The 23,374-nt window shown below is 60.5% G+C and carries 17 protein-coding genes and 2 pseudogenes; 17 read left to right on the top strand and 2 right to left on the bottom strand.

The genetic code is table 11. From position 1 onward, the window contains the following. The first annotated feature begins 317 nt into the window (after positions 1-317). The 10 genes and pseudogenes from ALO64_RS10915 (at position 318) to ALO64_RS10865 (ending at position 12,687) form a co-directional block, all read left to right on the top strand. Positions 318-710, top strand: coding sequence for a cupin domain-containing protein (locus tag ALO64_RS10915; protein ID WP_044344279.1), 393 nt, complete (start codon positions 318-320; stop codon positions 708-710). Further along, positions 703-2,202, top strand: coding sequence for a methionine--tRNA ligase (locus ALO64_RS10910; RefSeq protein ID WP_044344280.1), 1,500 nt, complete (start codon positions 703-705; stop codon positions 2,200-2,202). The genes ALO64_RS10915 and ALO64_RS10910 overlap by 8 nt, the downstream gene beginning before the upstream one ends. Positions 2,203-2,215: 13 nt before the next feature. Further along, entirely contained in the window at positions 2,216-3,355 is a 1,140-nt protein-coding gene (locus ALO64_RS10905; protein ID WP_002553435.1) for an NAD(P)/FAD-dependent oxidoreductase, read from the top strand. Continuing rightward, positions 3,352-4,329, top strand: coding sequence for an ABC transporter substrate-binding protein (locus ALO64_RS10900; protein ID WP_044344281.1), 978 nt, complete (start codon positions 3,352-3,354; stop codon positions 4,327-4,329). The genes ALO64_RS10905 and ALO64_RS10900 overlap by 4 nt, the downstream gene beginning before the upstream one ends. 54 nt (positions 4,330-4,383) lie before the next feature. Next, positions 4,384-5,703, top strand: coding sequence for a lysine N(6)-hydroxylase/L-ornithine N(5)-oxygenase family protein (locus tag ALO64_RS10895; RefSeq protein ID WP_044344282.1), 1,320 nt, complete (start codon positions 4,384-4,386; stop codon positions 5,701-5,703). A 5-nt stretch (positions 5,704-5,708) separates the two neighbouring features. Then, positions 5,709-7,891, top strand: a pseudogene (sbnA, locus tag ALO64_RS24210) (2,3-diaminopropionate biosynthesis protein SbnA). Beyond that, a complete protein-coding gene (locus ALO64_RS10880) occupies positions 7,891-9,639 on the top strand; it encodes an FAD/NAD(P)-binding protein (protein WP_044344283.1) in 1,749 nt (582 codons plus the stop codon). The pseudogene sbnA and the gene ALO64_RS10880 overlap by 1 nt, the downstream one beginning before the upstream one ends. A 27-nt stretch (positions 9,640-9,666) precedes the next feature. Beyond that, complete coding sequence (locus ALO64_RS10875; RefSeq protein WP_044344284.1) at positions 9,667-10,311, top strand: LysE family translocator; 645 nt, start codon at positions 9,667-9,669, stop codon at positions 10,309-10,311. A 24-nt stretch (positions 10,312-10,335) separates the two neighbouring features. Next, entirely contained in the window at positions 10,336-11,490 is a 1,155-nt protein-coding gene (locus ALO64_RS10870; RefSeq protein WP_044344285.1) for an iron-containing alcohol dehydrogenase, read from the top strand. Between the two features lie 3 nt (positions 11,491-11,493). Continuing rightward, the gene (locus ALO64_RS10865; protein WP_044344286.1) at positions 11,494-12,687 is read left to right on the top strand and encodes a serine hydrolase domain-containing protein; all 1,194 of its coding nucleotides are present in this window, start codon (positions 11,494-11,496) and stop codon (positions 12,685-12,687) included. Here ALO64_RS10865 and ftrA read toward each other — a convergent pair. Beyond that, the gene (gene ftrA, locus ALO64_RS10860) at positions 12,647-13,600 is read right to left on the bottom strand and encodes a transcriptional regulator FtrA (protein ID WP_044344287.1); all 954 of its coding nucleotides are present in this window, start codon (positions 13,598-13,600) and stop codon (positions 12,647-12,649) included. The two genes, ALO64_RS10865 and ftrA, sit on opposite strands and share 41 nt — an antisense overlap. A gap of 142 nt (positions 13,601-13,742) precedes the next feature. Here ftrA and ALO64_RS10855 point away from each other — a divergent pair, with 142 nt between their 5' ends. The 4 genes from ALO64_RS10855 to treS all read left to right on the top strand — a co-directional run bounded on the left by ALO64_RS10855 (position 13,743) and on the right by treS (position 17,665). Beyond that, a complete protein-coding gene (locus ALO64_RS10855) occupies positions 13,743-14,348 on the top strand; it encodes a DJ-1/PfpI family protein (protein ID WP_005734627.1) in 606 nt (201 codons plus the stop codon). Between the two features lie 229 nt (positions 14,349-14,577). Continuing rightward, positions 14,578-14,838 carry a helix-turn-helix domain-containing protein gene (locus ALO64_RS10850; RefSeq protein ID WP_002553444.1) on the top strand — a complete coding sequence of 87 codons (261 nt, stop codon included), beginning with the start codon at positions 14,578-14,580 and terminating at the stop codon, positions 14,836-14,838. A 35-nt stretch (positions 14,839-14,873) separates the two neighbouring features. Further along, positions 14,874-15,443, top strand: coding sequence for a LysR substrate-binding domain-containing protein (locus ALO64_RS10845; RefSeq protein WP_232289925.1), 570 nt, complete (start codon positions 14,874-14,876; stop codon positions 15,441-15,443). Between the two features lie 158 nt (positions 15,444-15,601). Further along, a complete protein-coding gene (gene treS, locus ALO64_RS10840) occupies positions 15,602-17,665 on the top strand; it encodes a maltose alpha-D-glucosyltransferase (RefSeq protein WP_002553446.1) in 2,064 nt (687 codons plus the stop codon). Here the strand turns inward: treS and ALO64_RS10835 are convergent. Continuing rightward, on the bottom strand, positions 17,662-19,434 hold the full coding sequence (locus tag ALO64_RS10835) for a sigma-54-dependent Fis family transcriptional regulator (protein ID WP_044344288.1): 1,773 nt from the start codon (positions 19,432-19,434) through the stop codon (positions 17,662-17,664). The two genes, treS and ALO64_RS10835, sit on opposite strands and share 4 nt — an antisense overlap. A 408-nt stretch (positions 19,435-19,842) precedes the next feature. Between ALO64_RS10835 and ALO64_RS10830 the strand changes: the two are divergent. From ALO64_RS10830 to ALO64_RS10820, 3 genes and pseudogenes are all read left to right on the top strand, one after another. Beyond that, positions 19,843-21,194: pseudogene (locus tag ALO64_RS10830) on the top strand (benzaldehyde dehydrogenase). Between the two features lie 86 nt (positions 21,195-21,280). After that, the gene (locus ALO64_RS10825) at positions 21,281-22,048 is read left to right on the top strand and encodes a coniferyl-alcohol dehydrogenase (RefSeq protein ID WP_044344289.1); all 768 of its coding nucleotides are present in this window, start codon (positions 21,281-21,283) and stop codon (positions 22,046-22,048) included. A gap of 84 nt (positions 22,049-22,132) precedes the next feature. Next, entirely contained in the window at positions 22,133-23,080 is a 948-nt protein-coding gene (locus tag ALO64_RS10820) for a SphA family protein (protein WP_044344290.1), read from the top strand. The last annotated feature ends 294 nt before the right edge of the window (positions 23,081-23,374 follow it).

The following is a 23,374-nucleotide window of genomic DNA, read 5'->3' as shown; positions in this document are numbered from 1 at the left end:
CGCACAAGCGGGGTGGCTTAAAAGATCTAACCAAAGGAGTGATGAAGCAGAGCAGAGATTCACTGGCCTCGCGACGCGGATTCGCGAGGCCGGGAGATATGTTCGTTCATCGCTGACAACGGTAACACCGCCGCCCCTGATTCAATTATCAGCGTTATTGATACCCGTCATTGCCAAAAAACATATGACCCGCACGTGTTTGCGTGGCCAGCCATCTGCAAAATCGATTTCTCACCTCCGAGCTATCCGGCAATTGGATAGCCAACAATTGGCAACAATTTCATGCTTTACCGGACTTGAAACGTACGGGACTGAGCATGGAAAAGTTCGATATACACCGTAAAACCCGCTTCAACTCATTGGTACACGAGTACGGGCTCGATGGCAGTCGTCTGTTGCCTTGGGAAGGCTACCCGATGCCGTTCGCTGGCGGCTGGTGCGTGGTCCGTCCGGGCACCAGCAGCGAAGCGCATACCCAGATCGATCAGGAAATCTTCATTGCCATCAAGGGCAGCGCCCGTCTGGTGGTCGGCGAAAAACAGATGGATTTCGCCGTGGGCGATATCGCCGCGATTCCGAAACACACCAATCATTACGTCATCAATGATTCCGCCGAGGACTTCCACTTCTATGTGGTGTGGTGGGACATGAACTACGTGAATGCTTTCGTGGCTCAGCACAGCGAAACCACGGGGTGCCTCGATGAGTAAGTACATCGTGACCATCACGCCGCCCACCCCGAATGGCGATTTGCACATAGGTCATATCGCCGGCCCGTTTCTGGCCGCTGACGTGTTCACCCGGGTCCAGCGCCAGCGCGGTCACGACTGTGTGCTGGTGTCCTATTCCGACGATTACCAGTCCTACATGCTGCGTAAAGGACTGGAGCAGGGCGTTGATCCGGTCGAGCTGGCCGGGCGTAATTCCGACCGCATCGAAGCGTCGCTGGCGGCGATCAACATCAAACCCGACAACTGGATGCGTCCGCACAACAACCCATGGTTTGCCGAGGTGGTTGGCGAGGTGTTCAACGCGTTGCGTGAAGCGGGCTCGATCGAATTTCGCGATTCCAGCGAGCCGTACTGCCCCGATTGCGATGTGTGGGGCTACGAGGCATTTGCCCGAGGCAACTGCAATTACTGTGGGGCCGAGTCTGATGCCAGCCAGTGCGAGAACTGCGCTCAGGCCCCTGACGCCGAGTTGATGACCGGTCTGCACTGCAAATTGTGCAGGCAGCCGTCGCAATGGAAAAAGGCCCATCGTGCATTTCTGAAGCTGGCTGATTTCAAGCCGCACTTGCGTGATCGTCTGTTGGGCCAGCAATGGCGCAAGCCGCTCGACAACTGGTTGCGCGATACGCTGGAGCACTTGCATGACTGGGGCGTAACCCGTCCGGGCGACGGCGGGCTTGACCTGCAGGCCGACGGCTCGTGCCGGGTCCACACCTGGTTCATGGGGCTGGCGGGCTATATGGCGGCATTTCGTGAATATGCCGACAGTGTCGGGCGTCCGGAGCTGTTCCGTCAGTACTGGCAGTCGGGACAGGGCACGCTGGTGCATTTTCTCGGTTTTGACTGCGTGTTCAGCCACGCCATCGTCTACCCGGCGCAGCTGTCGGCGCTGCGCGATATCAAAGTTCGCCAGCGCTTCATGCCCAATCAGTTTCTGAAACTGGACGGCCTGAACCTGTCGACCAGCCGCAATCATGCGATCTGGGTCGGCGATCTGGCCCGTGAAGCCTGTGCCGACAGTGCGCGCCTGTATCTGGCAAGCATCGCACCCGAGCAAAGCGAAGGCGATTTTCGTCTGACGCATTTCCGCGCATGGCGGGAGCAGATATTCGACGAATTTTTTCCCGCGTTGCTGGACGCTGGAAAGCATCGAGATGACAACTGGTGGAGCGGTATCTGTGGGGCCGATGCCGGGCTGTTGGAAGCGTTACGCCTGCAATGGAGCAGGGCTGCAGAGCCTGCGCAGTTCTCTATGAAGGGCATGGCTCAGGTGCTGCTCGACGTCATCGCCATTGCTCGCGCACGTCTGGCCGAAGGTCGGCCCGTCAGCCATCTGGCGGCGTTCATCGCAGTGGCTGGCAAGGCGCTGATTCCGGAAATGTCAGCGCAGATCATGACCGCATTCGGACTGCCCGAAGCCCGGGTCAACGCCACGCTCATGAACGGCTCGGCCGCTGAATACTCCATCTGAACGGATGCACCACATGTTCATCGATTACGAGATAGCGGTCATCGGCGCCGGGATTACCGGCGCCAGTATCGCGGCGAAGCTGTGCAGCGCAGGTGTGTCGGTCGCTCTGATCGACAAGGGCGCAGCCGGCAGTCTGGGGGCGAGCGGTTATTCCGGCGGACTGGTTCGCCTGTACGACAGCGATCCAATGCTGATGGAGCTTGCGGCGTGGTCCATCAGCCTGATGGACGACGGCATTTTCGCGACCACTTACGCAAGCGCGCTGCGACGTACCGGGGTGATCTACCGGACCGCCATGGACCAGCTGGATAATCTGTACCGGGCTATCGAGCAGCACGGCAGCGAGCGCTACCCGATGCGTCTGCTGGCGGGCCATGAACTCGATGGCGGTCGCTATCCGCACTGCCCGGCAGTTGAGCGGGTCAACCTGTTCGAACCTCGTGCCTGCGTCGGCAATGTACGTCAGGCTGTCGCTGCGCTGTGCCACGTGGTTCGTCAGCAAGGCTTGCTGCTGGAGCATCGCGAGATCAAAGCCATCGACTGTCGTGCTGCGGACCTCGTACATATCGACATAGGGGACGCTACATTGCGTTGTCGGGCCGTAGTGGTGGCTGCGGGTGCCTGGAGTCAGCATCTGGTGCCGCAGGCGGGACTGGAAGCCCGTTCTATTCCCTTTGCCCGGGTACTGACTGACAGCGATTGGTCAATGCCGGTGATCGATGCGGTTACTCAGAGCTACGCTATACCGCTGACCCGCCATATCGTGCAGACCGGCTGCGGCAGTCGCGATAACAGCCTCTGGCCAGAGCATCTGGCACAGCCTGATGCGCGGCATGCCGAAGACGCCTGCAAGCGCATTGCCCGGCTGTGCGGTTCGGCAACCCACCCACGTGTGCTGGATGTGCTGCCGGGTTTCGACAGTTACAGCGCCGACGGTCGTCCGCTGCTGGGTTTCTGCGCCGAGTACAGCCCGGTTTATCTGGCCGCAGGCATGTCGGGACTGGGGTTCAAGTTTGCTCCTGGTGTTGCCGGTATCGCTTTCGAGCAACTGCGCAGTCATCTGGCAGGAAAGGACCGGCCGAGCCTCGGCTGGTCGGCATTGTCGCCACGCCGACACATGCCCGCTGCCAGTCTGGCGGGGATACAGCCATGACACCGCTCGCGTCACCTGTGCCGGGTCTGCGGGTCGGGGTCAGCGCACTGTTCGACCCCCACGACACGCCGCACGCGCGGACCTTCATGAGGGCGCTGGCCGTGGCGCGCAATTGCGTACCGGGGCTTGCGCGGGTGCAATGGCACTTTCTCGACGACGGAGCCAACGCCGTTCGCGGGGCCGAAGTGGCGCGGCAAATGGTCGACTGGAAAGCCGATCTGGTCATCGGCCATTTCTCTTCGGACGCAGCCGTCAGCGCCGCCGCGCTGTATCGGCAAGCCGGTATCGCGCTGCTGACACCGGCAGCAACGATAGATTGCCTGACGCTTGCGCATCCCAACGTCTTTCGCTTTTGCCCTTCGGACCGGCAACTGGCGGGGGACCTGGTGAACTGGCTGGCGAGCCGTCAATGGCACCGCGTGCATGTCCAGTCTGATGACAGCGCTCACGGTCAGGCCTTGTGCGTTGCTATCTGCGAAGCGCTGGTACGCGCCGGATTGCTGCGCGTCGAAGAGCCTGAGCACGCCGATGTCGAGGTATTTGCCGGCCGCCTCAAGCCCAGTCGTGAACACTGGCAGGCGCGACGACAGGCCGGGAGTAACCGCCCGCTGGTGCTGACTGACGACGCTGCCTCGCCGTATCTGGGCTGCGCAGAGGACCAGCGTGGCAAGACGTTCGTCATCGGTTTCGGGACTCCTGACCACCCAGGAAACGGCTGCCATGCCAGCGCGCTGCACAAAACGTTTTTCGCTGCCGAGCCACACACCTACTTTCGCGAAAGCCTGCTGATGCTTTACGTGCTGGCCGAACTGGCCAACGACCGTCTTTACGCCGGGCAACTGCTGAACGCGTTGCAGCACACCACCTTCAACACACCGCTGGGCGCAGTCAGCTTTGATCGGGGCGAGCTGCGAGGCGCGATGACCTGCGTCTGGACCCCGGGCCCCAAAGGACTGACCCCCGTCACCCGATAGCCGCAAGAAAAACCAAGAACACCGCTTCACGCCAACTCTAAGGACAGGAATTTCATGGGTAACTCGACACCACACACGTTGCACTCGGACGCCGTCTGTATCGGCTTTGGTCCAGCCGGCATCGCGCTGGCCTGTGCTTTTGAAGACGCACGGGAGGCCAATGACCCGCTCGGCGCGCTGTCCATCCGCTATCTGGAAGCTGCGCAAGACAGCCAATGGCACCGCGAACTGTTGCTGGCCGGGACTGACATCAACCATCACGTATTTCGCGACCTGGTGACGCCGCGCAACCCGCGCAGCCGCTTTTCCTTCGCCATGTACCTCAAGGAACAGGGGCGGATGTTCGATTTCGGCCTGCTGGGCCGTCCCGCCAGTCGCCATGAATGGTCGGATTATCTGGCCTGGGTTTCCAGGCAAGTGGATAGCCAGACCTGCTTCAACACGCCGGTCACCGGGATTGACCCTGTGCTGCGCAACGGTCGTTTGCACGAAGTACGGGTCTGCACGCCGCAAACCTGCTTCACGACGCGCAATGTCGTGCTGTCCAGCGGCAGCGCACCGCGCATTCCACACGCGTTCGAGGCGCTGCTTGGCCCGACTCTGTTTCACACGTCGCAGTTTCTGACCCGCCTGCAAGCCTTTGGCGAACACTTGCCCAAGCGCTGGCTGGTGCTGGGCTCGGGGCAGAGCGCCAGTGAGTCGGTGCTGGAACTGGTCAGCCGCGATCCTGCTATCGAAGTGCAGTCAGTGCATCGCTCTGCCGGTTTCAAGCTCACTCAACTGGGGCAGTTCCCCAACCGGGTGTTCGCCCCGGATCACGTTGATTACTTCCATAGCCTGAGCCCCGCAGCGCGGCAGCGCTTTCTCGACTGGAGCCGTTCGACCAACTACGCCGGGATCGACCCGGATGAAAGTCAGAAGCTGTTTTCGCTGATCTACGAGGACTCCATCGCCGGACGCAAGCGTCTGCAGACCCATGCTTACAGCCTGATCAGTGCCATCGAGCACAGCGCCGAGGGCTACCGGATCGAGTTGACCGACACCTTCAGCCAGCGCACCCAGGTGCTGGAAGTCGATGCCGTTGTGCTCGGCACCGGTTATCAGCAGTACCTGATACCGCCGTTATTGAGTGGTTTGCAGCCATGGCTCAAGGCCGATCTGGATGGCGGCCTGCTGATTGATCGGGATTACCGCGTCGCCATGCAGGGCGAGTGCGACGTGAATATCTGGGTCAACGGTCTTTCCGAACGCAGTCACGGAATCAGCGACAGCCAGTCGTTCTCGCTGATGGCGCTACGCGCCGAGCGTATCGCCAATGCGCTTGAGCGGGCGGTAGAACCGGCAGCCGAACCTTTGCTGGCACAGTGGAAGTGACCCTTATGTACGATTCTCTTTGCGACATCGTTCACGATCAGACCTTCCTCAAGGTGTCTGGCCTGGGTGCAGACTTTTTCCTGAAAATGGAATCACTCAACCCGGCCGGCTCGATCAAGCTCAAAACCGCCGTAGGCCTGATCAATGACCTTCAGACTCGGGGTTTGCTGGGCCCTGACACGATTCTGATCGAATCTTCGTCGGGCAACCTTGGCGTGGCGCTGGCGATGATCTGCGCTGAGCGGGCGATACCCTTTACCTGCGTGGTCGACCCCAACAGCTCCAGCCATAACGTCCGCATGATGCGCAGCTATGGCGCCGAGGTGATTCAGGTTCATGCCCCGGACGCCAACGGCGGGTTTCTGGGAACACGCATTGCGCTGATCCGGGAAAAGCTCGCCAGCGACCCGCGATACGTCTGGCTCAATCAATACGAGAATGCGGCCAACCCGCGTGCTCACGCCCGGACTACGGCACGCTCGATCAGCCAGCACTTCGGTCATGTCGACTATCTGTTCGTCGGTGCCGGGACCACCGGCACGCTGATGGGTTGTGTCCAGCATTTTCAGCGGCATCACCCGAGCACCAGAATCATTGCCGTTGACAGCGTCGGTTCGGTGACCTTTGGCACTCCGGCCAGCCGTCGCTTCATACCGGGGCTGGGTACCAGCCAGCATCCGCCGATCTTCAAGGCTGATGGTATTTACGCGCTGGAGATGGTCCCGGAATCCCGTACCGTCGCCATGTGTCGCATTCTGGCGCGCAGCAAGGGCTTGCTGGTTGGCGGGTCCACCGCGACGGTGATCGCCGCGGTACATGCCTGGCGCGAGCGCATCGAGTCGGGTTCGGTGGTCGTGGCATTGTCGCCAGACTGGGGCGAGCGCTATCTGGACACCCTCTACGATGACCAGTGGGTCGAGCAGCGTTTTGGCCGTGAAGTGCTGAACATGACCCTGGCGGATCTTTCCTCACCAGAGGCTGCAACATTTCCGGGAAGCGTGAAAACGCCTTCGCGAGCAAGCTCACTCCCACAGAATGTGTGTGAATCTGTTGTATGCACGTGCGCAAGCCCTTGTGGGAGCGAGCTTGCTCGCGAAAGCGGTGAGTCGGCGACAGCGCCTTCGGGTGCAGGTGCGCTTGCGCATGAGCAGTGTTCAACCTTCTGGCTGGCTGCCGAGCGCCTGAAGCAGGCGGCATTTCATGTGGTCGATGGCGAAGTGGTCGCGCGCCTGCTGGCGGCTGATCCGCTGGCTTGCACGAGGATGTGCAGGCAGCTTATCTGGCCCACGAGGCCGGGCGCACGATCAACCCCGACAGTTACTTTCTGCGTTTTCCCGAGGCACCGGCCAATCGGATCATTGCCTTGCCCACCAGCCTGTCCGGCGAGCAGGCAGTCAGTGGCATCAAATGGATATCCAGTTTTCCGGGCAATATCGAGACGGGCCTGCAACGCGCCTCGGCTGTGCTGATCCTCAATGACCCGCTCACCGGCTATGCGTTTGCCTGTCTGGAAGCCTCACGCATCAGCGCCATGCGCACGGCGGCCTCGGCGGTGCTCGGTGCGCGCTGGATGAACCGCCATCAGCGCCACGTCGGACGAATGGCGTTCATCGGTGCCGGTTTCATCGCCCGAACCATCCTCGACATGTTCGTCAGCGATGGCTGGACGATGGACGCAATAACCGTCTTCGATCAACACGACGACTCGGCATTGGCGTTGGTCCGGCATGCCGCCAGTCGACATCAGTTGAACAGCCAGCCCAGCGACTTGCCGACCGCCTTGCAGGCTGATGTGGTGGTGTTCGCTACCACCGCGCCGCGACCTTATGTGCTGGAACCACTGCTTCGGCCAGGGCAACTGCTGCTGAACATTTCGTTGCGTGACCTGGGCCCGGACGTCATTGCGCAGGCCAATAACATTCTTGATGACGTTGAGCACTGCCTCAAGGCTCAGACTTCTCCTGATCTCGCCGTGCAGCAGTATCAGGACCGATCGTTCATCATCGGGACGCTGGCGCAACTGATGACCGGGCAGGTGGAACTGAGCCCGGATCGAGCCTCGATCTTCTCGCCATTCGGTCTCGGCGTACTGGACCTTGCCGTAGGCCAGCGCGTGTATCGCCAGGCAGTAGCCGAAGGCAGTGCGTTTCCGGTGCCGACGTTCTTCTTTGAGCCGAAGCGCTGGTGATGGCCATGCAGACACATACCGTCGCGATTATCGGCCTGGGCTCGCGTGGTTTGAGCGTTCTGGAGCAGCTGATCGGCCTGAGTCGCCATGCCGGTCGGCCGTCGCTGAATATCGAAGTGTTCGACCCGCAACCGCCCGGCAGCGGGCTGCACCATGCGCAGCAGGCGGATTACCTGATGCTCAACACCATGGCCGGCCAGTTATCCGCGTTTTCTTCCGCATTCCCGACGTTTGCGCCGCCGGGTCCGACCTTTCTGCAATGGTGCCTCAGCCAGGATGTGCGCCTTGACGAGCGCGGCCATGTCAGCACGGACGGGCAGGGCAGAGCGGTGGCGTTTGGCGACTTTTTGCCGCGTGCATTGCTCGGGCGCTACTTGCAGGACAGCTATCGCCTGCTCCTGCAGTGCTGCCCGGCGCATGTGCAGGTGCGCTATCACGCCGAGCAGGTCATGACCTGTGGGCCGCTGTTGGAAGCCCCCGGCTTCAGGTTGCACACCCGAAGTCAGGAGATGGATGTCGATGCCGTGTTCCTCACCAGCGGGCATGCCTTTGAAACCGGCGTGCAACTGGAGGTCGGCGATACGGTGGCCATCGAGGGACTGGGACTGACCGCGATGGACACACTGGCCCGCCTGACTCAAGGGCGCGGCGGGCGCTACGTGCGGGATGGAGGCTTTGCAGGTTGGCGATATCTGCCGTCCGGCCGCGAGCCCAAGGTGTTCCTGTACTCGCGCACAGGGCTGCCGTTTCATGCACGGCCGCAATGGAATGCCTGCAGCCAGCCCCCCTTGCCGAGGCTGTTCTTCACCGCTGCCGCCATAGCCCGTTTGCGCGAGCAAAAGGAGGGCGGGCAACTCGACTTTCGGGCCGATGTGCTGCCGCTGATCAAGGATGAAATGCGCGCCGTATTTTATCAGGCCAGGGTCCGGCTCGATGCGCCAGCGCAGTTGGCATCGGTGCAGCGTCTGCTGAGCGAGTCAACCGCCACACCGGCAGCGTTTGAGCGGCTGGCCGAGCTGTGGGGTGAATTTGACCCTGAGCAATGGCTGTTGACCCAACGCTGGTCGGGTGCGCAAGGCGCGTATGGCCAATGGTTCGTCGACTGGATCAAACGGGACCTGGCGCTGAGTCGCCTGGGCACGGCAGGCAGTCCGATCTGCCAGGCACTGGAGGTCTGGCGAGATTATCGCGACCTGTTGCGCCTGATCGCAGATCGCAACGGCCTGACTGAATCGTCGACGCTGGAGTTTTATGGCACATGGGCCGGGTTGAGCAACCGGCTGGTCGGCGGGCCGCAAAAGGAGCGCCAGGAAGATCTGCTGGCGCTGATCGAGGCTGGCGTCGTGACGATCCTGCCGCCGATGGACGATGTGCAAAGGGCCGATTTTCGCCCCGACAGCATGATTGGCGCGCGGGTCGCCCACGGCGGTCTGTCGGGCAATGGCCCGGGGCTGATCAGTGATTTGTACGAGCAAGGGCTGATTCGCGCTGCGCACGCCTGGCCTGCCGACGGTATTGAAACCGATGAGTCTGCTCGTGCCATTGGCCGCGATGGTTCTGTGCAGCAGCGGCTCTGGGTTCTGGGGCCGGCCGTAGAAGGCTGCACCTTTTACAACCACTACGTGCCCACGCCTGACCCTACCTGCCATGCACTGATCGAAGCGCGCAGGGCGGTCGAGTCATGCCTGGAGACGCTGGGAAAGCACACTTCAAGTAGCATCACATTCAAGTTTAATAAAGCTGTTTAACTTATTAATTAAAAAGGAATTACTGATATGTATGAAGTCACTTTACTGACCGCGCTGGCGGGGGCGTTCATCGTGCTGATCATCAGTCCCGGCCCGAACTTCCTGGTAATCACCCAGCTCTCGTTCAGCCAGTCACGGCAGCAGAGCATTTGTGCCGGGCTGGGGGTCGCCTCGGGCAGCATTCTCTGGGCCTTGCTGGCAGCCACCGGGTTAGGGCTTGTGTTTCAGCAGTTGCCGTGGCTGCAGCCGGCGTTGCAATTGCTGGGCGGCGCTTACCTGACATGGCTCGGCGCCAAGAGCCTGCGCAGTGCTGGCAGCCAGCCCAAACCGAGGGACATCGGTGCGCTGGGCATCGGTAGCCTGAGCCGCGCCTATCGGTTTGGCCTGCTGACTAACCTGACCAATCCCAAGGCGTTGGCGTTCTACACCAGCGTGTTCACCACCGTGACCACGCCGGGCATGCCGATATGGGTGCGCACTGCGGGTGTATCGATCATCGCGGTGCTGGCAATTTCCTGGTTCGTGCTGCTGGCCACGTTGTTTTCGATCCCTGCCGTGCAGGTGCGCTATCAACGGATGAAAAAGGCCATCGATATCGTCACCGGTCTTTTCATGATCGCTTTCGGTCTGCGCCTGCTGATCGGTTTGCTGCCCGCCAACTTCTTTTACTGAAATAACCTGCAAGGGACTACGTACATGCACAGCAACGACTGGCACTACCCGACTTCAATCCGTGCAGGCGCTGGACGCGTCAATGAACTGGTCGACGCCTGCCGGAAGACCGGCATAAAACGGCCGTTACTGATTACCGACAGCTTTCTCGGCAGCACCGATATGATCGCCAGCGCCGTGGAGGATTGCCGCAGCCAATTAGGCCATTGCGGCCTGTTTAACCGAGTCAAGGGTAACCCCACCGGCACCAACTTCGCCGAGGGCCTGCACGCCTACAGAACCGGTGGCTACGACGGCGTCATCGCGTTTGGCGGCGGCTCGGCGCTGGACGCTGCCAAAGCGGTGGCGCTGATGTCAGGCCAGACCCGCCCGTTGTGGGATTTCGAAGACATCGGCCACAACCACCTGCGCGCCGATCCAGACGGCATTGCGCCGGTGATTGCGCTGCCGACGACGGCCGGCACCGGCTCTGAAGTGGGGCGTGCGTCGGTGATTATCGATGAACAGGCACAGGTCAAGCGCACCATCCTGCACATTCGCATGATGCCGCGCATCGCGATTCTGGATGCCACGCTGACCCTGAACCTGCCAACGCACCTGACTGCCGCGACGGGTGCGGACGCCTTGACTCACTGCATGGAATCCTGGTGTTCACCGGCCTGGCACCCGATGGCCGAAGCGGTGTCGGTCAAGGGCATGCAGATGATCAAGGAATATTTGCCTCGGGTTGTTGCTGATGGTCAGGACCTGGAGGCGCGGCAGCAGATGCTGGTGGCCTCCAGCCTGGGTGCCGCCGCGTTTCAGCGCGGTCTGGGCGGCGTACACGCGATTGCTCAGAGCCTTGGGGCGCTCTACGACCAGCATCATGGCTTACTGAACGCGATTCTGCTGCCCTACGTGCTGGAGGCCAATCGCTCGGTGCTGCTGAAGCAAATGGATGATCTGGCGGTTTACCTGCGGTTGCCCACGCCCGGTTTTACCGGGGTAATGGACTGGTTACTGGCGCTACGCGAGCAGATCGGCATTGCGCATACGCTGGGCGAAATAGGTATCGACGATCGCGACGCCGAGCGGGTCGGACGCATGGCATTTGCCGACGGCTGCTCGCACACCAATCCGATTCGTCATTCGGCCGAGGCGTATGCGCAGATCTTCAGCCGTGCAGTGAAGGGCCTGTGAGCGATGATTGCCTTGAATGAGCCCGCCGTGCAGCGTGTCGATAAGGTCTGGCAACGCTTCATCGACCAGCGTCGGATCGTTGGCGGGGTGCTGTTGCTGGCCCGGCAGGGACGCCTGGTTTACGCCAGCGCACTCGGCTGGGCAGATCGCGAGCAACAGATTCCGGTCACTCGCAGTACGCGCTTTCGTCTGGCGTCACTGACCAAGCTGTTGACCTCGGTGCTGGTGTTGCGGCTCTGCGAACTAGGCACCTTGAACCTGCAAGCCTCGGTAACGGACTGGCTGCCAGCCTTTCGCCCACGGCTGGTCAGCGGCCGTGAGCCTGTCATCACACTGCAGCATTTGCTGTCGCACACTTGCGGCTTGAGCTACGGCTTCGAACAAACGCCCGGTAATGCCTATGAGCGGGCAGGGGTGTCGGACGGGCTGGATTGGGTGCCGTTCGATCTACCGGAAAACCTGACCCGGTTGGCGCGCCTGCCACTGTTGTTTGAGCCGGGTAGCTCCTGGGGTTACTCGTTGGGCACTGATGTGCTGGGCGCAGTGATTGAACAGGCCACCGGCATGCCGTTGTCAGAGGCTGTTGCCAAGTGGGTCACCCTGCCTTTACGCATGGATGCGACTTCCTTCAGGCACGACCAGCAACTAACGCTGGCCAGCGCCTACAAGGACAGTGTCAACGGCCCGCAGCGTATCGGTGCCAATGATGTGTTGTTGCTCGACAGCGGACAGGCGCGGTTGTCGTCGGCTCGGGCTCGCGACGCAGGCGCATATGAATCTGGCGGGGCAGGCATGCTGGGCACGGCTGATGACTATCTTCGGCTGCTTGAGTGCCTGCGTCTGGGGGGCGCGCCGTTATTGAGCGCCGTCAGTACCGAGCGCTTGCTGAATAACGCGATTGGAAGCATAACCATTGCCAGTCGGGGGCCTGGCTGGAAGTTCGGCCTGGGGCCGATGATCCTTGCCGATCCCGCTGCGGTGCGGGGGCAGCAACAGGGTGTCGGGACCTGGTCGTGGTGCGGCTTGTATGGCAGTCATTACTGGGTTGATCCGGTTTCTGCGCTCAGCATGGTCGTCCTGACCAACACGGCTGTTGCGGGCGCGTGGGGTGAGTTTGCCGATACGCTTGTCGATGCGGTCTACGCCAGGCCCGAGGTCACGCCCGGGCAAACTGCTTGCGATAGCTGCTCGGGCTGATGCCCACCAGATTGCGGAAGTGTCGGCGAAAAGACTCTTCGGAGCCGAAACCGGCGCGGTCCACCACCTCGTTGAGACGCAGCTTCGAGGATTCCAGCAATTCCTTGGCGTAGGCAATGCGCTCGCCGAGCAGCCAGTCGTAAGGCGTAAGGCCGGTACTTTCCATAAAGCTGCGGTGCAAGGTGCGGGTACTGAGCGCCGCCCTTGAGGCCATTTCCTTGATGGTGTGAGGGCGCTGCAGATCGCTGCGGATCCAGTCCATCAGGTTGGAAATCGGCCCGTCGCTGGCCGACACCAGTTGCCGGGGCGCATATTGCGATTGCCCGCCTTCGCGATGAGGCGGGATGACCATGCGCTGCGCCACCATGTTGGCAACGCGCGAGCCGTGATCGTTGCGCACCAGATGCAGCATCATGTCCAGCCCTGCGGCCGAGCCCGCAGCTGTCACGATAGTGCCTTGGTCCACATACAGTTCGTTGGGTTGAATGGTCAGGCCCGGATACATGGTTGCCAGCAGGTCGGTGTAGCTCCAGTGGGTGGTGACCTTGTGCCCGTCGAGCAAACCGGCCGCGGCCAGAACGAAAGCGCCTGTACAGATCGAGCAGATCCGCGCGCCGCGTGCATGAGCAGCCTGGAGCTGTTCGATGAGCCGCTGCGGAACTGCGGACTCCACTCCGCGCCAGCCTGGCACGATGATTGTATCGGCATTCTCCAGCAGCACTTCGCCAGGCGTTGGCACGATGGTAATGCCCCCGGCGGCGGTGATCGGCCCATCGTCGACCGGGAAGGTCGCGAATTCGTACCAGTTGACCCCCAGTTCAGGTCTTTTCAGCGCAAATACTTCGACCGTGCAGCCAAATTCGAAGGTGCACAACTGGTTGTAGATGAGTGCGACAACGAGATGATTTTTCATGGCGCGATGTTACCGGATATTGGCATTTCAGCCAGTAGTTTGGCGTGATGCTACTGGGTAATCTGCACCCTGTCACCGCTTGAAACTGCTTAAACCTTAATATGATGCAAGTGGTCTGCCATGCAGGTCCTGGAGCCAACTCGTGCCACTCAATATCGGTATCTACGTTTATGACGACGTCGAGGTTCTCGACTTCGCTGGCCCCTACGAAGTGTTCACCACCGCAACACGCATGCATGCTCGCAACAGCCGCGATGACCGGCAGTTGTTCAATGTGTTCACCATCGGGCGCAGCACTGCACCAGTGCGTGCCCGCGCCGGGCTCAAGGTCGATCCGGACTTTTCGATCAACGACCATCCGGCCATCGACTGCCTGATCGTCCCGGGCGGGGTCGTGACTGCCGAACTGGAAAAACCCGACGTGATTCACTGGATCAGCGATCAGTCAGAACCCGGGCGCGTTGTGGCTGCCGTGTGCACCGGTGCTTTTCTGTTGGCCAGGACCGGCAAGCTGGCAGGCAAGCAAGTAACCACGCACTGGGAAGATATTGACGACCTCAAGGAAATGTTCCCTTCGGTAGACGTGCTCAGCACCCTGCGCTGGGTCGACGAGGGCTCATTTGTGACATCGGCAGGTATCTCCGCCGGTATCGACATGAGTCTTCACCTGGTAGAGCGCCTGCACAGTCGTGAATTGGCCGAACGCACGGCGCTGCAAATGGATTTCGACTGGACCGAGAACGACTGAGCCACTCAGTTCCGCTGCGGATACCCCTGAAGACGCCGTGCACCCGAAATGTGCATAGCCACGCCTTCAACCTGATAGCCAGCGTTCGCTTTACCCCCGCTTGAGACATTTATTCGAACGGCCGATATCTCGGCCAGTTCGGTGTTTCAGCGGGGGTTTCCTGTATTCCCGAGCCTTCGGCTCAGCGGCAGGGCCGCACCCACCTTTGCAAAACCAGAGTGCAGGACACATGAAAACCCATTTCTTCAAAGTCGTTCAAACCGTTGCCCAGCACGGTTCGTTCTCGGAGGCCGCAGCCATTCTGGGCTGCAGCCAGTCGAACATCAGCTATGCCATCAAGGAAGTCGAAGACTTCTTTGAAAAACGCCTGTTCATTCGCAGCCGTACGGGCTGCACCCTCACCCCTGAAGGCAAGGTCATCAACCAGACCCTGGGAAACATCATGGCCACACTCGAACAACTAAAAAAAATGGGGTCAGCGGCAGCGTAACCATTCATTACCACTCGCATATCCTCGAGACCAGCCTGAGCACCTCGCTGGACTTTCTCGCCCATCACTACCCAGATATTCACTTGAACGTGCTGCACCGCAGCGAACAGCACCCCTCGCTGGACGCGTTGATAAAGGAGGTGGCCGATATCCTCATCCTGCCCGGCACTGTGTTGAACGAGCATTATCTCGAGCATCATTGCTGGTCGGATCATTACGTGCTGGTGGCTGCGCGCAGCAAACAGGCAACGCCGCAGAGTTTCGCCGAGCTTTCTCAGGTGTCACGTTATGTGGCCTGGCGGCATCCCGGGGTCGAGCGCCTGCACCAGCAACTGGCATCGGCGCAGGTGCGGCTCAGTCAACGCGGCGAACTGACCTGTCTGGACACACTTCTGGATCTGGTCGCCAAGCGCCATTGCATCTCGATACTGCCCAGAGCGCTGCTGAACGGGCGCTTCCGTGAACTGGAGTCGATCCCGCTGCCACTGACGGTGATGCGGCACATCAGTGTCGTGGCGCGGCCGGCCTCGCTGCTTTCCAATGCCGCCAATGCGGTGATTCAGGCACTGAAAAAGCCTTCGGTTGCCATCCCTCAACCTTATTGATGCCGCAAAACCTCGTCATAGCACGGTCGGTGAACGTTAGACCGCGACATGAATGCAACGAATCTGGCCCTGTGGGCTCATATCCGTAAGCAATACATTCAGGACGCTCCGCCTGCGGAGCGTCTCAGGTCGCCGATTCGAGAGGAAGACTGGACGCTATGACGATACCGGACAAGCAGTACGTGGACTGGCTGGTCGAGCAATCGATGCTTAATGCCGCAAGACAGCGCGCCAAGACCTATTCGGGGCAGGGCAGGCTCTGGCAGCGTCCTTTCGCCCTTGCACGTCCCAGAGATGCATCCGCTATTGCGTCAGTCTGGTTCACCGCCTATCCGGCTTCTATCGTCACTCGCGAAGGTGGGTCGGTGCTGGAAGCGCTGGGTGATGAAACCCTGTGGCACGCGCTGTCGGAGATCGGCATTCAGGGCATTCACAACGGCCCGCTGAAGCTGTCCGGCGGGCTGAAAGGCCGCGAGCGGACTCCGAGTATCGATGGCAACTTCGACCGCATCAGTTTCGGCATCGACCCTGATCTTGGCACCGAAGCACAACTGTTGAGCCTGTCGCGCATCGCTGCAGCGCACAACGCGGTGATCATCGATGACATCATCCCGTCGCACACCGGCAAGGGCGCAGACTTCCGTCTTGCCGAGCTGGCGTACGAGGATTACCCAGGCCTGTTCCACATGGTCGAGATCCGTGAGGAAGACTGGCCGCTGTTACCTGAAGTGCCGACCGGTCGCGACGCCGTCAACCTGATGCCCGATGTGGTCGATCAGTTACGCGACAAGCATTACATCGTCGGTCAGTTGCAACGGGTGATTTTCTTCGAGCCTGGCGTCAAGGAAACCGACTGGAGCGCCACCGACGTGGTGCATGGCGTCGATGGCAAGGCTCGCCGCTGGGTCTATCTGCATTATTTCAAGGACGGTCAGCCTTCATTGAACTGGCTGGACCCAAGTTTTGCCGCGCAGCAGATGATCATCGGTGACGCGCTGCATGCCATTGATGTGATGGGCGCGCGGGTACTGCGTCTGGACGCCAACGGCTTCCTTGGCGTGGAGCGTCGCGCCGAAGGCACTGCCTGGTCGGAAAGCCATCCGCTGTCGATCACCGGCAACCAGCTACTGGCCGGTGCGATCCGCAAGGCAGGCGGTTTCAGCTTCCAGGAACTCAACCTGACCATCGATGACATCGCGTCCATGGGGCAGGGCGGCGCTGACCTGTCCTACGACTTCATCACGCGACCGGCCTATCAGCATGCGCTGTTGACCGGCACCACCGAGTTCCTGCGCTTGATGCTGCGTCAGGTGCATGCGTACGGCATTGATCCGGCATCGCTGATCCATGCCTTGCAGAATCACGATGAGCTGACTCTGGAGCTGGTGCATTTCTGGACGCTGCACGCCCATGACACCTTCCATTACCAGGGGCAGACGTTCCCGGGTAATATCCTGCGCGAGCACATCCGTGAAGAGATGTACGAGAAGTTGTCCGGTGAACACGCGCCGTATAACCTCAAGTTCGTCACCAATGGTGTCTCCTGCACAACGGCCAGCATCATCACCGCCGCGCTGGGCATTCGCGACCTGAGCACGATCAGCGATGCAGACATTCAGCAGATCCAGCACATCCACCTGCTGCTGGTGATGTACAACGCCATGCAGCCTGGCGTGTTTGCCTTGTCGGGCTGGGACCTGGTCGGCGCCTTGACGTTACCGGCAGAGCAGGTCGACCACCTGATGCAGGACGGTGACACGCGCTGGATTCATCGGGGTGCATACGATCTGGTCGATCTGGACCCGGAAGCTGAATTTTCTGCTGGTGACATGCCGCGTCCGAAGACGCTGTATGGCAGCCTGGTCAGTCAGCTCCAGCGACCTGACTCGTTTGCCTCGCAGCTCAAGAAAATTCTTGCTGTGCGCCGCGCCTACGACATTGCAGCAAGCCGCCAGATTCTGATTCCCGATGTCGAGCATCCAGGGCTGTTGGTCATGGTGCACGAGTTGCCTGCCGGCAAGGGCACGCAGATCACCGCGCTCAACTTCAGCTCAGAGACTATTGTCGAAACGCTGCACCTGCCTGGCATCGCGCCGGGTCCGGTGGTCGATATCATCAACGAGCGGGTCGAGGGCGATCTGACCGATCAGGGCGAGTTCACCATCACGCTGGATGCCTACGAAGGGCTTGCCCTGCGTGTGGTGAGCACCTTGCCGATCTAGGCGCCCCCTGGCTGCTGTTTTTTCAGGCGATAGGCAAGCTGGGCGCGACTCAGGCCCAGTAAACGCGAGGCAGCCGCCAGGTTGCCTTCGCTCTCGTCCAGCGCTTCGTGGATCAGGCGCTGTTCGAGGTCGTCGATGGAGAATGCCTGGCCTGACTGCCCCAAAGTGTCCAGCAGTCTGGCAGTCGATGCCTGCCGGGTTTCTGAAACAGAAGTCTGCCGCAACGTGCCCTCGGGGTTCAACGAGTAGGAGTCCTCCGGTAACGACTCGTTGCGGAAGATATGCACCAGATCAATCGCCTGGCCCTCGTCGCTGGCAATCAGCCCACGCTCGATCAGGTTCTGCAGCTCGCGCACATTCCCGGCGAAGTCATAACGCAGCAACGTCTTCAATGCTCGCATGGTCAAGCCGGCCGGCGTCCTGCCGTACTCCTGACAGAATCTTTTGAGAAAAGCGTTGATCAGCAACGGAATGTCATCGCGGCGTTCGCGCAATGGGGGCAGGGTGATCGGGTAAACATTCAGGCGGTAGAACAGGTCCTCGCGGAACTCGCCATCGGCCACCGCCTTGCGCAAGTCGACGTTGGTCGCCGCCACCACCCGAACATCGACCTTGATGCCGTGGCCGCCCCCGACGCGTTCGATCTCCCGCTCCTGCAGGGCACGCAGCAGTTTGCTTTGCCCGGCCAGGCTCAGGGAGGTAATTTCATCCAGAAACAGCGTGCCGCCATTGGCGCGCTCGAAACGCCCGGGCCTTGAGTGCGTCGCCCCGGTGTATGCCCCACGCTCGACACCGAACAGCTCGGCCTCGATCAGGTTATCGGGAATGGCTGCGCAGTTGAGCGCCACGAACGGGCCTTCGCGGTTGCGGCTGAGCTGGTGCAACTGGCGGGCGAACATTTCCTTGCCGACGCCGGATTCACCGCTGATCAATACCGTTGCCGGGGTCATTGCCACACGCTGCAGTGCCTGGGTGGCGGCGTTGAATGCGGCGCTGGCACCAATCAGCGGCTGCTCGGTGCCGGTGGGCGGACTTGCGTCATGGTTCGCTTTTGCCAGTGAAGGAGTTTGTTCAGGGGCAGGTGGTTTGACCACGTTCAGGTAGCCCAGGTCGCGCTCGACGTCGCCCCATTGTTCCGCGGTCTTGCCAACGACCCGGCAGTTCGCGTGGCCCATGCCGCGGCACTCCACTTCGCGGAAGACCACCATCTGCCCGAACAGGCCGCTGACAAAACCGATGGCGTAGCCGATTTCGGTCCAGCACACCGAATCCTGCCCGATGCCATATGCCGCAACATGCTCGTCGGCTTCGCAGGAGTGGTGCCAGAGAAACTCCCCTTCGTAGAACCCGGACTCGGCGTCGAACTTGAAGTGCAACGGCTCGACCTTGGTCATGCCTTCCAGCGTGTGCAAGTGCGTACCGGCACGAAACGCCGATGTTGCATCAGCCAGTGGCCAGCGTTCGCGAATCAGCCGGGCGTCGCGCGCGCCAGACAGATAACCGGCGCGGGTGAACATTCCGCGCGCCTGCTCCTGCCCCAGACGCTCGATGATCTCGCGGTGCAAGGTGCCGAATGATGAGGTGTGCAGCAGCAACATGCGCTGATCGTTGAGCCAGATGCGCCCATCGTCAGGCGAGAAGAACAGGCAACCGGTCAATTCCTCGGCGGTCGGCGAGCCGCTGGCGTCTGGCTGACTGCTGTCGCCCCGAGGCAGGAAGTGCTCAGTGGAGACGCTGTGGTCGGGAAGCTCGCAGTGAGGAATTCTCATTCTTGTACCTCGGCCCGGCATTGGTCTAAATGATCAATTCATGACTTGGTTAATAAACATAACTTTATCAAATGAACAAGCTCGGCCGCGCAGTATTTCCGGTCCTTGATGTTTGCTCCGTTAATGAGGTTGCCGAAAAGTCTTGTTCCAGAGCGGTTGAGCGGCTATATGACAACCTGATTGCAATCCCGGCACAGGCTTTGCTCAGGCCTGTTTACGGCGCGTGCTGTCCATTGGAGTGGAGCAGGCGATTACAACCATAAAAGCCGGAGTCTGAATATGTCAGCGTCTGATGGCACCCCCCTGTTGCACCGCGCGATTGAATCCGAATGTGTATTCAATGGCGACTGGATTCCTTCCTCATCCCCGTTATTGCCCGTCATCGAGCCTGCGACCGGCGAGCTGTTGATGAACACTGCCATGGCTGACGCGGCGGATATCGCCGTTGCCTGCCGGGAAGCTGCGCTTGCCCAGCCTGCCTGGGCGGCGCTGGGGCCTCGTGAAAAGGCTGAAATATTTTTGCTGGCCGCCGATCACGCGGTCTGTGCGTTCGATGAACTGGCTTTGTACGTGGCTCGGGAGAGCGGCGGCAGTCTGCACAAGGGCCAGCACGAAGTGAATGAGGCCATTGTGTTGCTGCGCCAGGCCGCGGGTATGCTTTCGCAGGCTCATGGTCACGGTCTGATGCTGCCCAGCGCTGCCGGTCGCCTGTCTTATGCACGGCGCGTCGCACACGGTGTGGTGGGGGTGATTTCGCCGTTCAACTTTCCGTTGGTGCTGTCCATGCGCTCGGTTGCTCCTGCGCTTGCCGCTGGCAATGCCGTGGTGCTCAAGCCTGACCCGCAGACGCCGATCAGTGGCGGTTTTCTGATTGCCAGGCTGTTCGAGGAAGCAGGGCTGCCCAAAGGGCTGTTGCATGTGTTGCCGGGGGCGGCGGATGCGGGCGAAGCGCTTTGCCGCGACACCAATGTACAGATGATCACGTTTACCGGTTCAACTGCGGCCGGACGCAAGGTTGCCGAGGCTGCCGGGCGCAATCTGAAGAAAGTGTCGCTGGAATTGGGAGGCAAGAACCCCCTGGTCATTCTCGAAGACGCCGACCTTGATCTGGCTGCCAGCAATGCAGCGTTTGGAGCCTGGCTCCATCAGGGGCAGATCTGCATGGCCACCGGCCTGATTCTGGTTCACGAATCGATTGTCGCCGACCTGACCCGCAAGCTGGCAGACAAGGCACGGGCGTTGACGGTCGGTAATGCGGCACGCGGTGAAGCTGCGTTGGGGCCGCTGATCAAAAACGCCAGTTGCAGCACGTACACCAGGTGGTCAGCGACAGCCTGCAAGCTGGTGCGCAGCTGGAAACCGGTGGTGAATACGAGGGCCTGTTCTATCGCCCTACAGTGCTCAGCGGCGTGAAGCCCGGTATGCGTGCATTCGAGGAGGAGATTTTTGGCCCGGTGGCCGTAGTGGTCAGTTTTTCCACCGATGAGGAAGCCATTGAACTGGCCAATCGCTCTGAATATGGCTTGGCCGCTGCCGTTATTTCCCCGAATGTGGGCCGCGCGACGGCGATTGGCGATCGACTGCGGTGCGGCATGCTGCACATCAATGACCAGACCGTGGCCGATGAGTGCATCAACTCGTTCGGCGGGCGCGGAGCGTCGGGCAACGGCTGCAGCGCAGGCAGCCCTTCAGACTGGGAGGAGTACAGCCAGTGGCAGTGGGTGACCGTGAAGAATCAGGCTCCGACCTACCCATTCTGAGGGTGCCTGGGCTTCCATGCTTTATTGCAAGTAGTGATGTGATGCAACGACAAAACGTGATCCAACAACAATAAGAGCGCGTGACTATGAACCTGAATAATAAAACACTGATCATTACGAGTGTGTCCTCCGGAATTGGCGCTGAGCTGGCGAGGGTGGCGCGCTTTCAAGGTGCCAGAGTGATTGGCATCGATCTTCATGAACCGCAACTGACCGTGGACGGATTCTTCCAGGCGGACCTGGCTGATCCTGACAGTATCAATGCGCTGGTCGAGCGCTTGCCCAGACAGATCGACGCCCTGTGCAACATCGCCGGCGTGCCCGGCACTGCGCCGGTTCAGGCGGTCGCCCGAGTCAATTACCTGGGGCTGCGCCATCTGACCCAGTGTTTGCTGCCGCGCATGGCCCCAGGCGGCAGTATCGTCAACGTATCGTCGATACTCGGTGACCAATGGGTTAAACGGCTGGAGTTGCACAAGGCGCTGGCCGCCACTGAAAGCTACAGCGAAGGGCAGGCGTGGCTGGCAGCCAATCCGGTCGCTCAGGAGACCTGCTACCAGTACTTCAAGGAGGCGCTGATTGTCTGGAGCTTTCAGCAGTCGCAAGAGTGGTTTCGCGAGCAGTCGGTGCGTGTCAACTGCGTCGCGCCGGGCCCGGTGTTCACACCTATTCTGGGGGATTTTGTCAGCATGGTCGGCCAGGAGCGGGTCACCCGTGACGGCTTGCACATGAAGCGTCCTGCGCTGGCTGATGAGGTGGCCGAGGTGATTGCGTTTCTGTGTTCCGACGCATCGCGCTGGATCAACGGTGTCAACTTGCCGGTAGACGGAGGGCTGGCAGCTTCTTACGTGTAATGGCTGCAAGCGGTGCAACCCCGATGGCACGCTCGTGGCGTCGGGGATATTGAAAACAACAACAATAAGTACAGGAATCACAAGATGCCCAAGTCTATCTTGCGTACCGTTGCGACCGTATCGATCATCGGCCTTTCATCGACCACCTATGCCTATGACTTGCCCGGCCTTAATCTGGGCAACACCAGCTTCTACGACGGATCGCCAGCCCCGGCAGGGCCAGGCTGGTATCTGGAGGAGTACCTGAACTACGCCAGGGCCGATCGCTTCAATGACGTGAATGGCGACAAACTGCAACTTTCCAAACAGGATGTGGATGTACTGGCCGTGACCACGCAGCTCATTTACGTCGGCCAGCCTTTGGCCAATGGCGCGATGCCGGGTATTACCGCAATCAACACGTCGCTGGCGCATGTCGACGTGGACGATGGTCTGGATAACACCGTGCTGAGTTCGCGCGCAGGGTTTGGCGATGTGATCATCGGCCCGTTTCTTCAGTTACCGACGATAACTCGTGCTGACGGTAGCCCACTGTTGACCCAGCGTATCGAGGCGGATATTGCGATCCCGGTTGGTGCCTACAATCGCAATCGTTCGATCAACCCCGGCAGCAACTTCTGGTCGTTCAACCCATACTACGCAGCGACTTACTGGTTTTCCCCGAAATGGTCGGCCAGCGGGCGTTTCATGTACTTGTGGAACGGCAAGAATGACGACCCGCAAGCCGGGTTCGGCAATGTCTCCGACACTCAGGCGGGCCAGGCGCTGCATGCCAACCTGACCGTGCAATACGCAGTGACCGAACAGCTTTCGCTGGGGCTCAACGGCTACTGGCTCAAGCAGTTCACGGACACCCAGGTGGATGGCCATGATGTCAGTGGCCGCAAGGAAAAAGTCTGGGCCATCGGCCCCGGCTTCCTGTACGCCTTTAGCAAGGAGAACGTCCTGACGGTCAACAGCTACTTCGAGCAGGGTGCGGAAAACCGCACCGAAGGCAACAAGCTGGTGCTGAATTTTCTGCACAAGCTGTAAGGCATTACTCGTCGTATAGCGATCGGCCAATGCGTAGCGTGCAGTTCGCGGCGCTACGCGGAGTGCTCGGCGTTACACATGAGTCCAGCTGACTATCGTGCCAATGCTCCGCGTTGGCATGCATTGGGTGACGCTCCGCGTCACAAATCTGCAGCCTTGCGCGGTATCAAGGGCGAAGCAGTCTCAGGCTTTGGTGCTGCCTGTATCTCGGGCCGAATTGAATGATGCGTCACGTCTGCAATGTGACGCAGAGCGTCACGAAATGCATTACCACGCGGAGCGTGGGAACGAGAA

The organism is Pseudomonas meliae (assembly GCF_001400515.1).
In the GTDB taxonomy this organism is placed as follows: domain Bacteria; phylum Pseudomonadota; class Gammaproteobacteria; order Pseudomonadales; family Pseudomonadaceae; genus Aquipseudomonas; species Aquipseudomonas amygdali.
This window is presented reverse-complemented; position numbering and strand designations above follow the sequence as displayed.

Coding starts and splice junctions, on each gene's coding strand:
- ALO64_RS10900 (WP_044344281.1), top strand. CDS start 3,352: ATGACACCGCTCGCGTCACCTGTGCCGGGTCTGCGGGTCGGGGTCAGC.
- ALO64_RS10875 (WP_044344284.1), top strand. CDS start 9,667: ATGTATGAAGTCACTTTACTGACCGCGCTGGCGGGGGCGTTCATCGTG.
- ALO64_RS10820 (WP_044344290.1), top strand. CDS start 22,133: ATGCCCAAGTCTATCTTGCGTACCGTTGCGACCGTATCGATCATCGGC.
- ALO64_RS10865 (WP_044344286.1), top strand. CDS start 11,494: ATGATTGCCTTGAATGAGCCCGCCGTGCAGCGTGTCGATAAGGTCTGG.
- ftrA (WP_044344287.1), bottom strand. CDS start 13,600: ATGAAAAATCATCTCGTTGTCGCACTCATCTACAACCAGTTGTGCACC.
- ALO64_RS10835 (WP_044344288.1), bottom strand. CDS start 19,434: ATGAGAATTCCTCACTGCGAGCTTCCCGACCACAGCGTCTCCACTGAG.
- ALO64_RS10915 (WP_044344279.1), top strand. CDS start 318: ATGGAAAAGTTCGATATACACCGTAAAACCCGCTTCAACTCATTGGTA.
- ALO64_RS10870 (WP_044344285.1), top strand. CDS start 10,336: ATGCACAGCAACGACTGGCACTACCCGACTTCAATCCGTGCAGGCGCT.
- ALO64_RS10905 (WP_002553435.1), top strand. CDS start 2,216: ATGTTCATCGATTACGAGATAGCGGTCATCGGCGCCGGGATTACCGGC.
- ALO64_RS10880 (WP_044344283.1), top strand. CDS start 7,891: ATGGCCATGCAGACACATACCGTCGCGATTATCGGCCTGGGCTCGCGT.
- ALO64_RS10825 (WP_044344289.1), top strand. CDS start 21,281: ATGAACCTGAATAATAAAACACTGATCATTACGAGTGTGTCCTCCGGA.
- ALO64_RS10850 (WP_002553444.1), top strand. CDS start 14,578: ATGAAAACCCATTTCTTCAAAGTCGTTCAAACCGTTGCCCAGCACGGT.
- ALO64_RS10895 (WP_044344282.1), top strand. CDS start 4,384: ATGGGTAACTCGACACCACACACGTTGCACTCGGACGCCGTCTGTATC.
- treS (WP_002553446.1), top strand. CDS start 15,602: ATGACGATACCGGACAAGCAGTACGTGGACTGGCTGGTCGAGCAATCG.
- ALO64_RS10910 (WP_044344280.1), top strand. CDS start 703: ATGAGTAAGTACATCGTGACCATCACGCCGCCCACCCCGAATGGCGAT.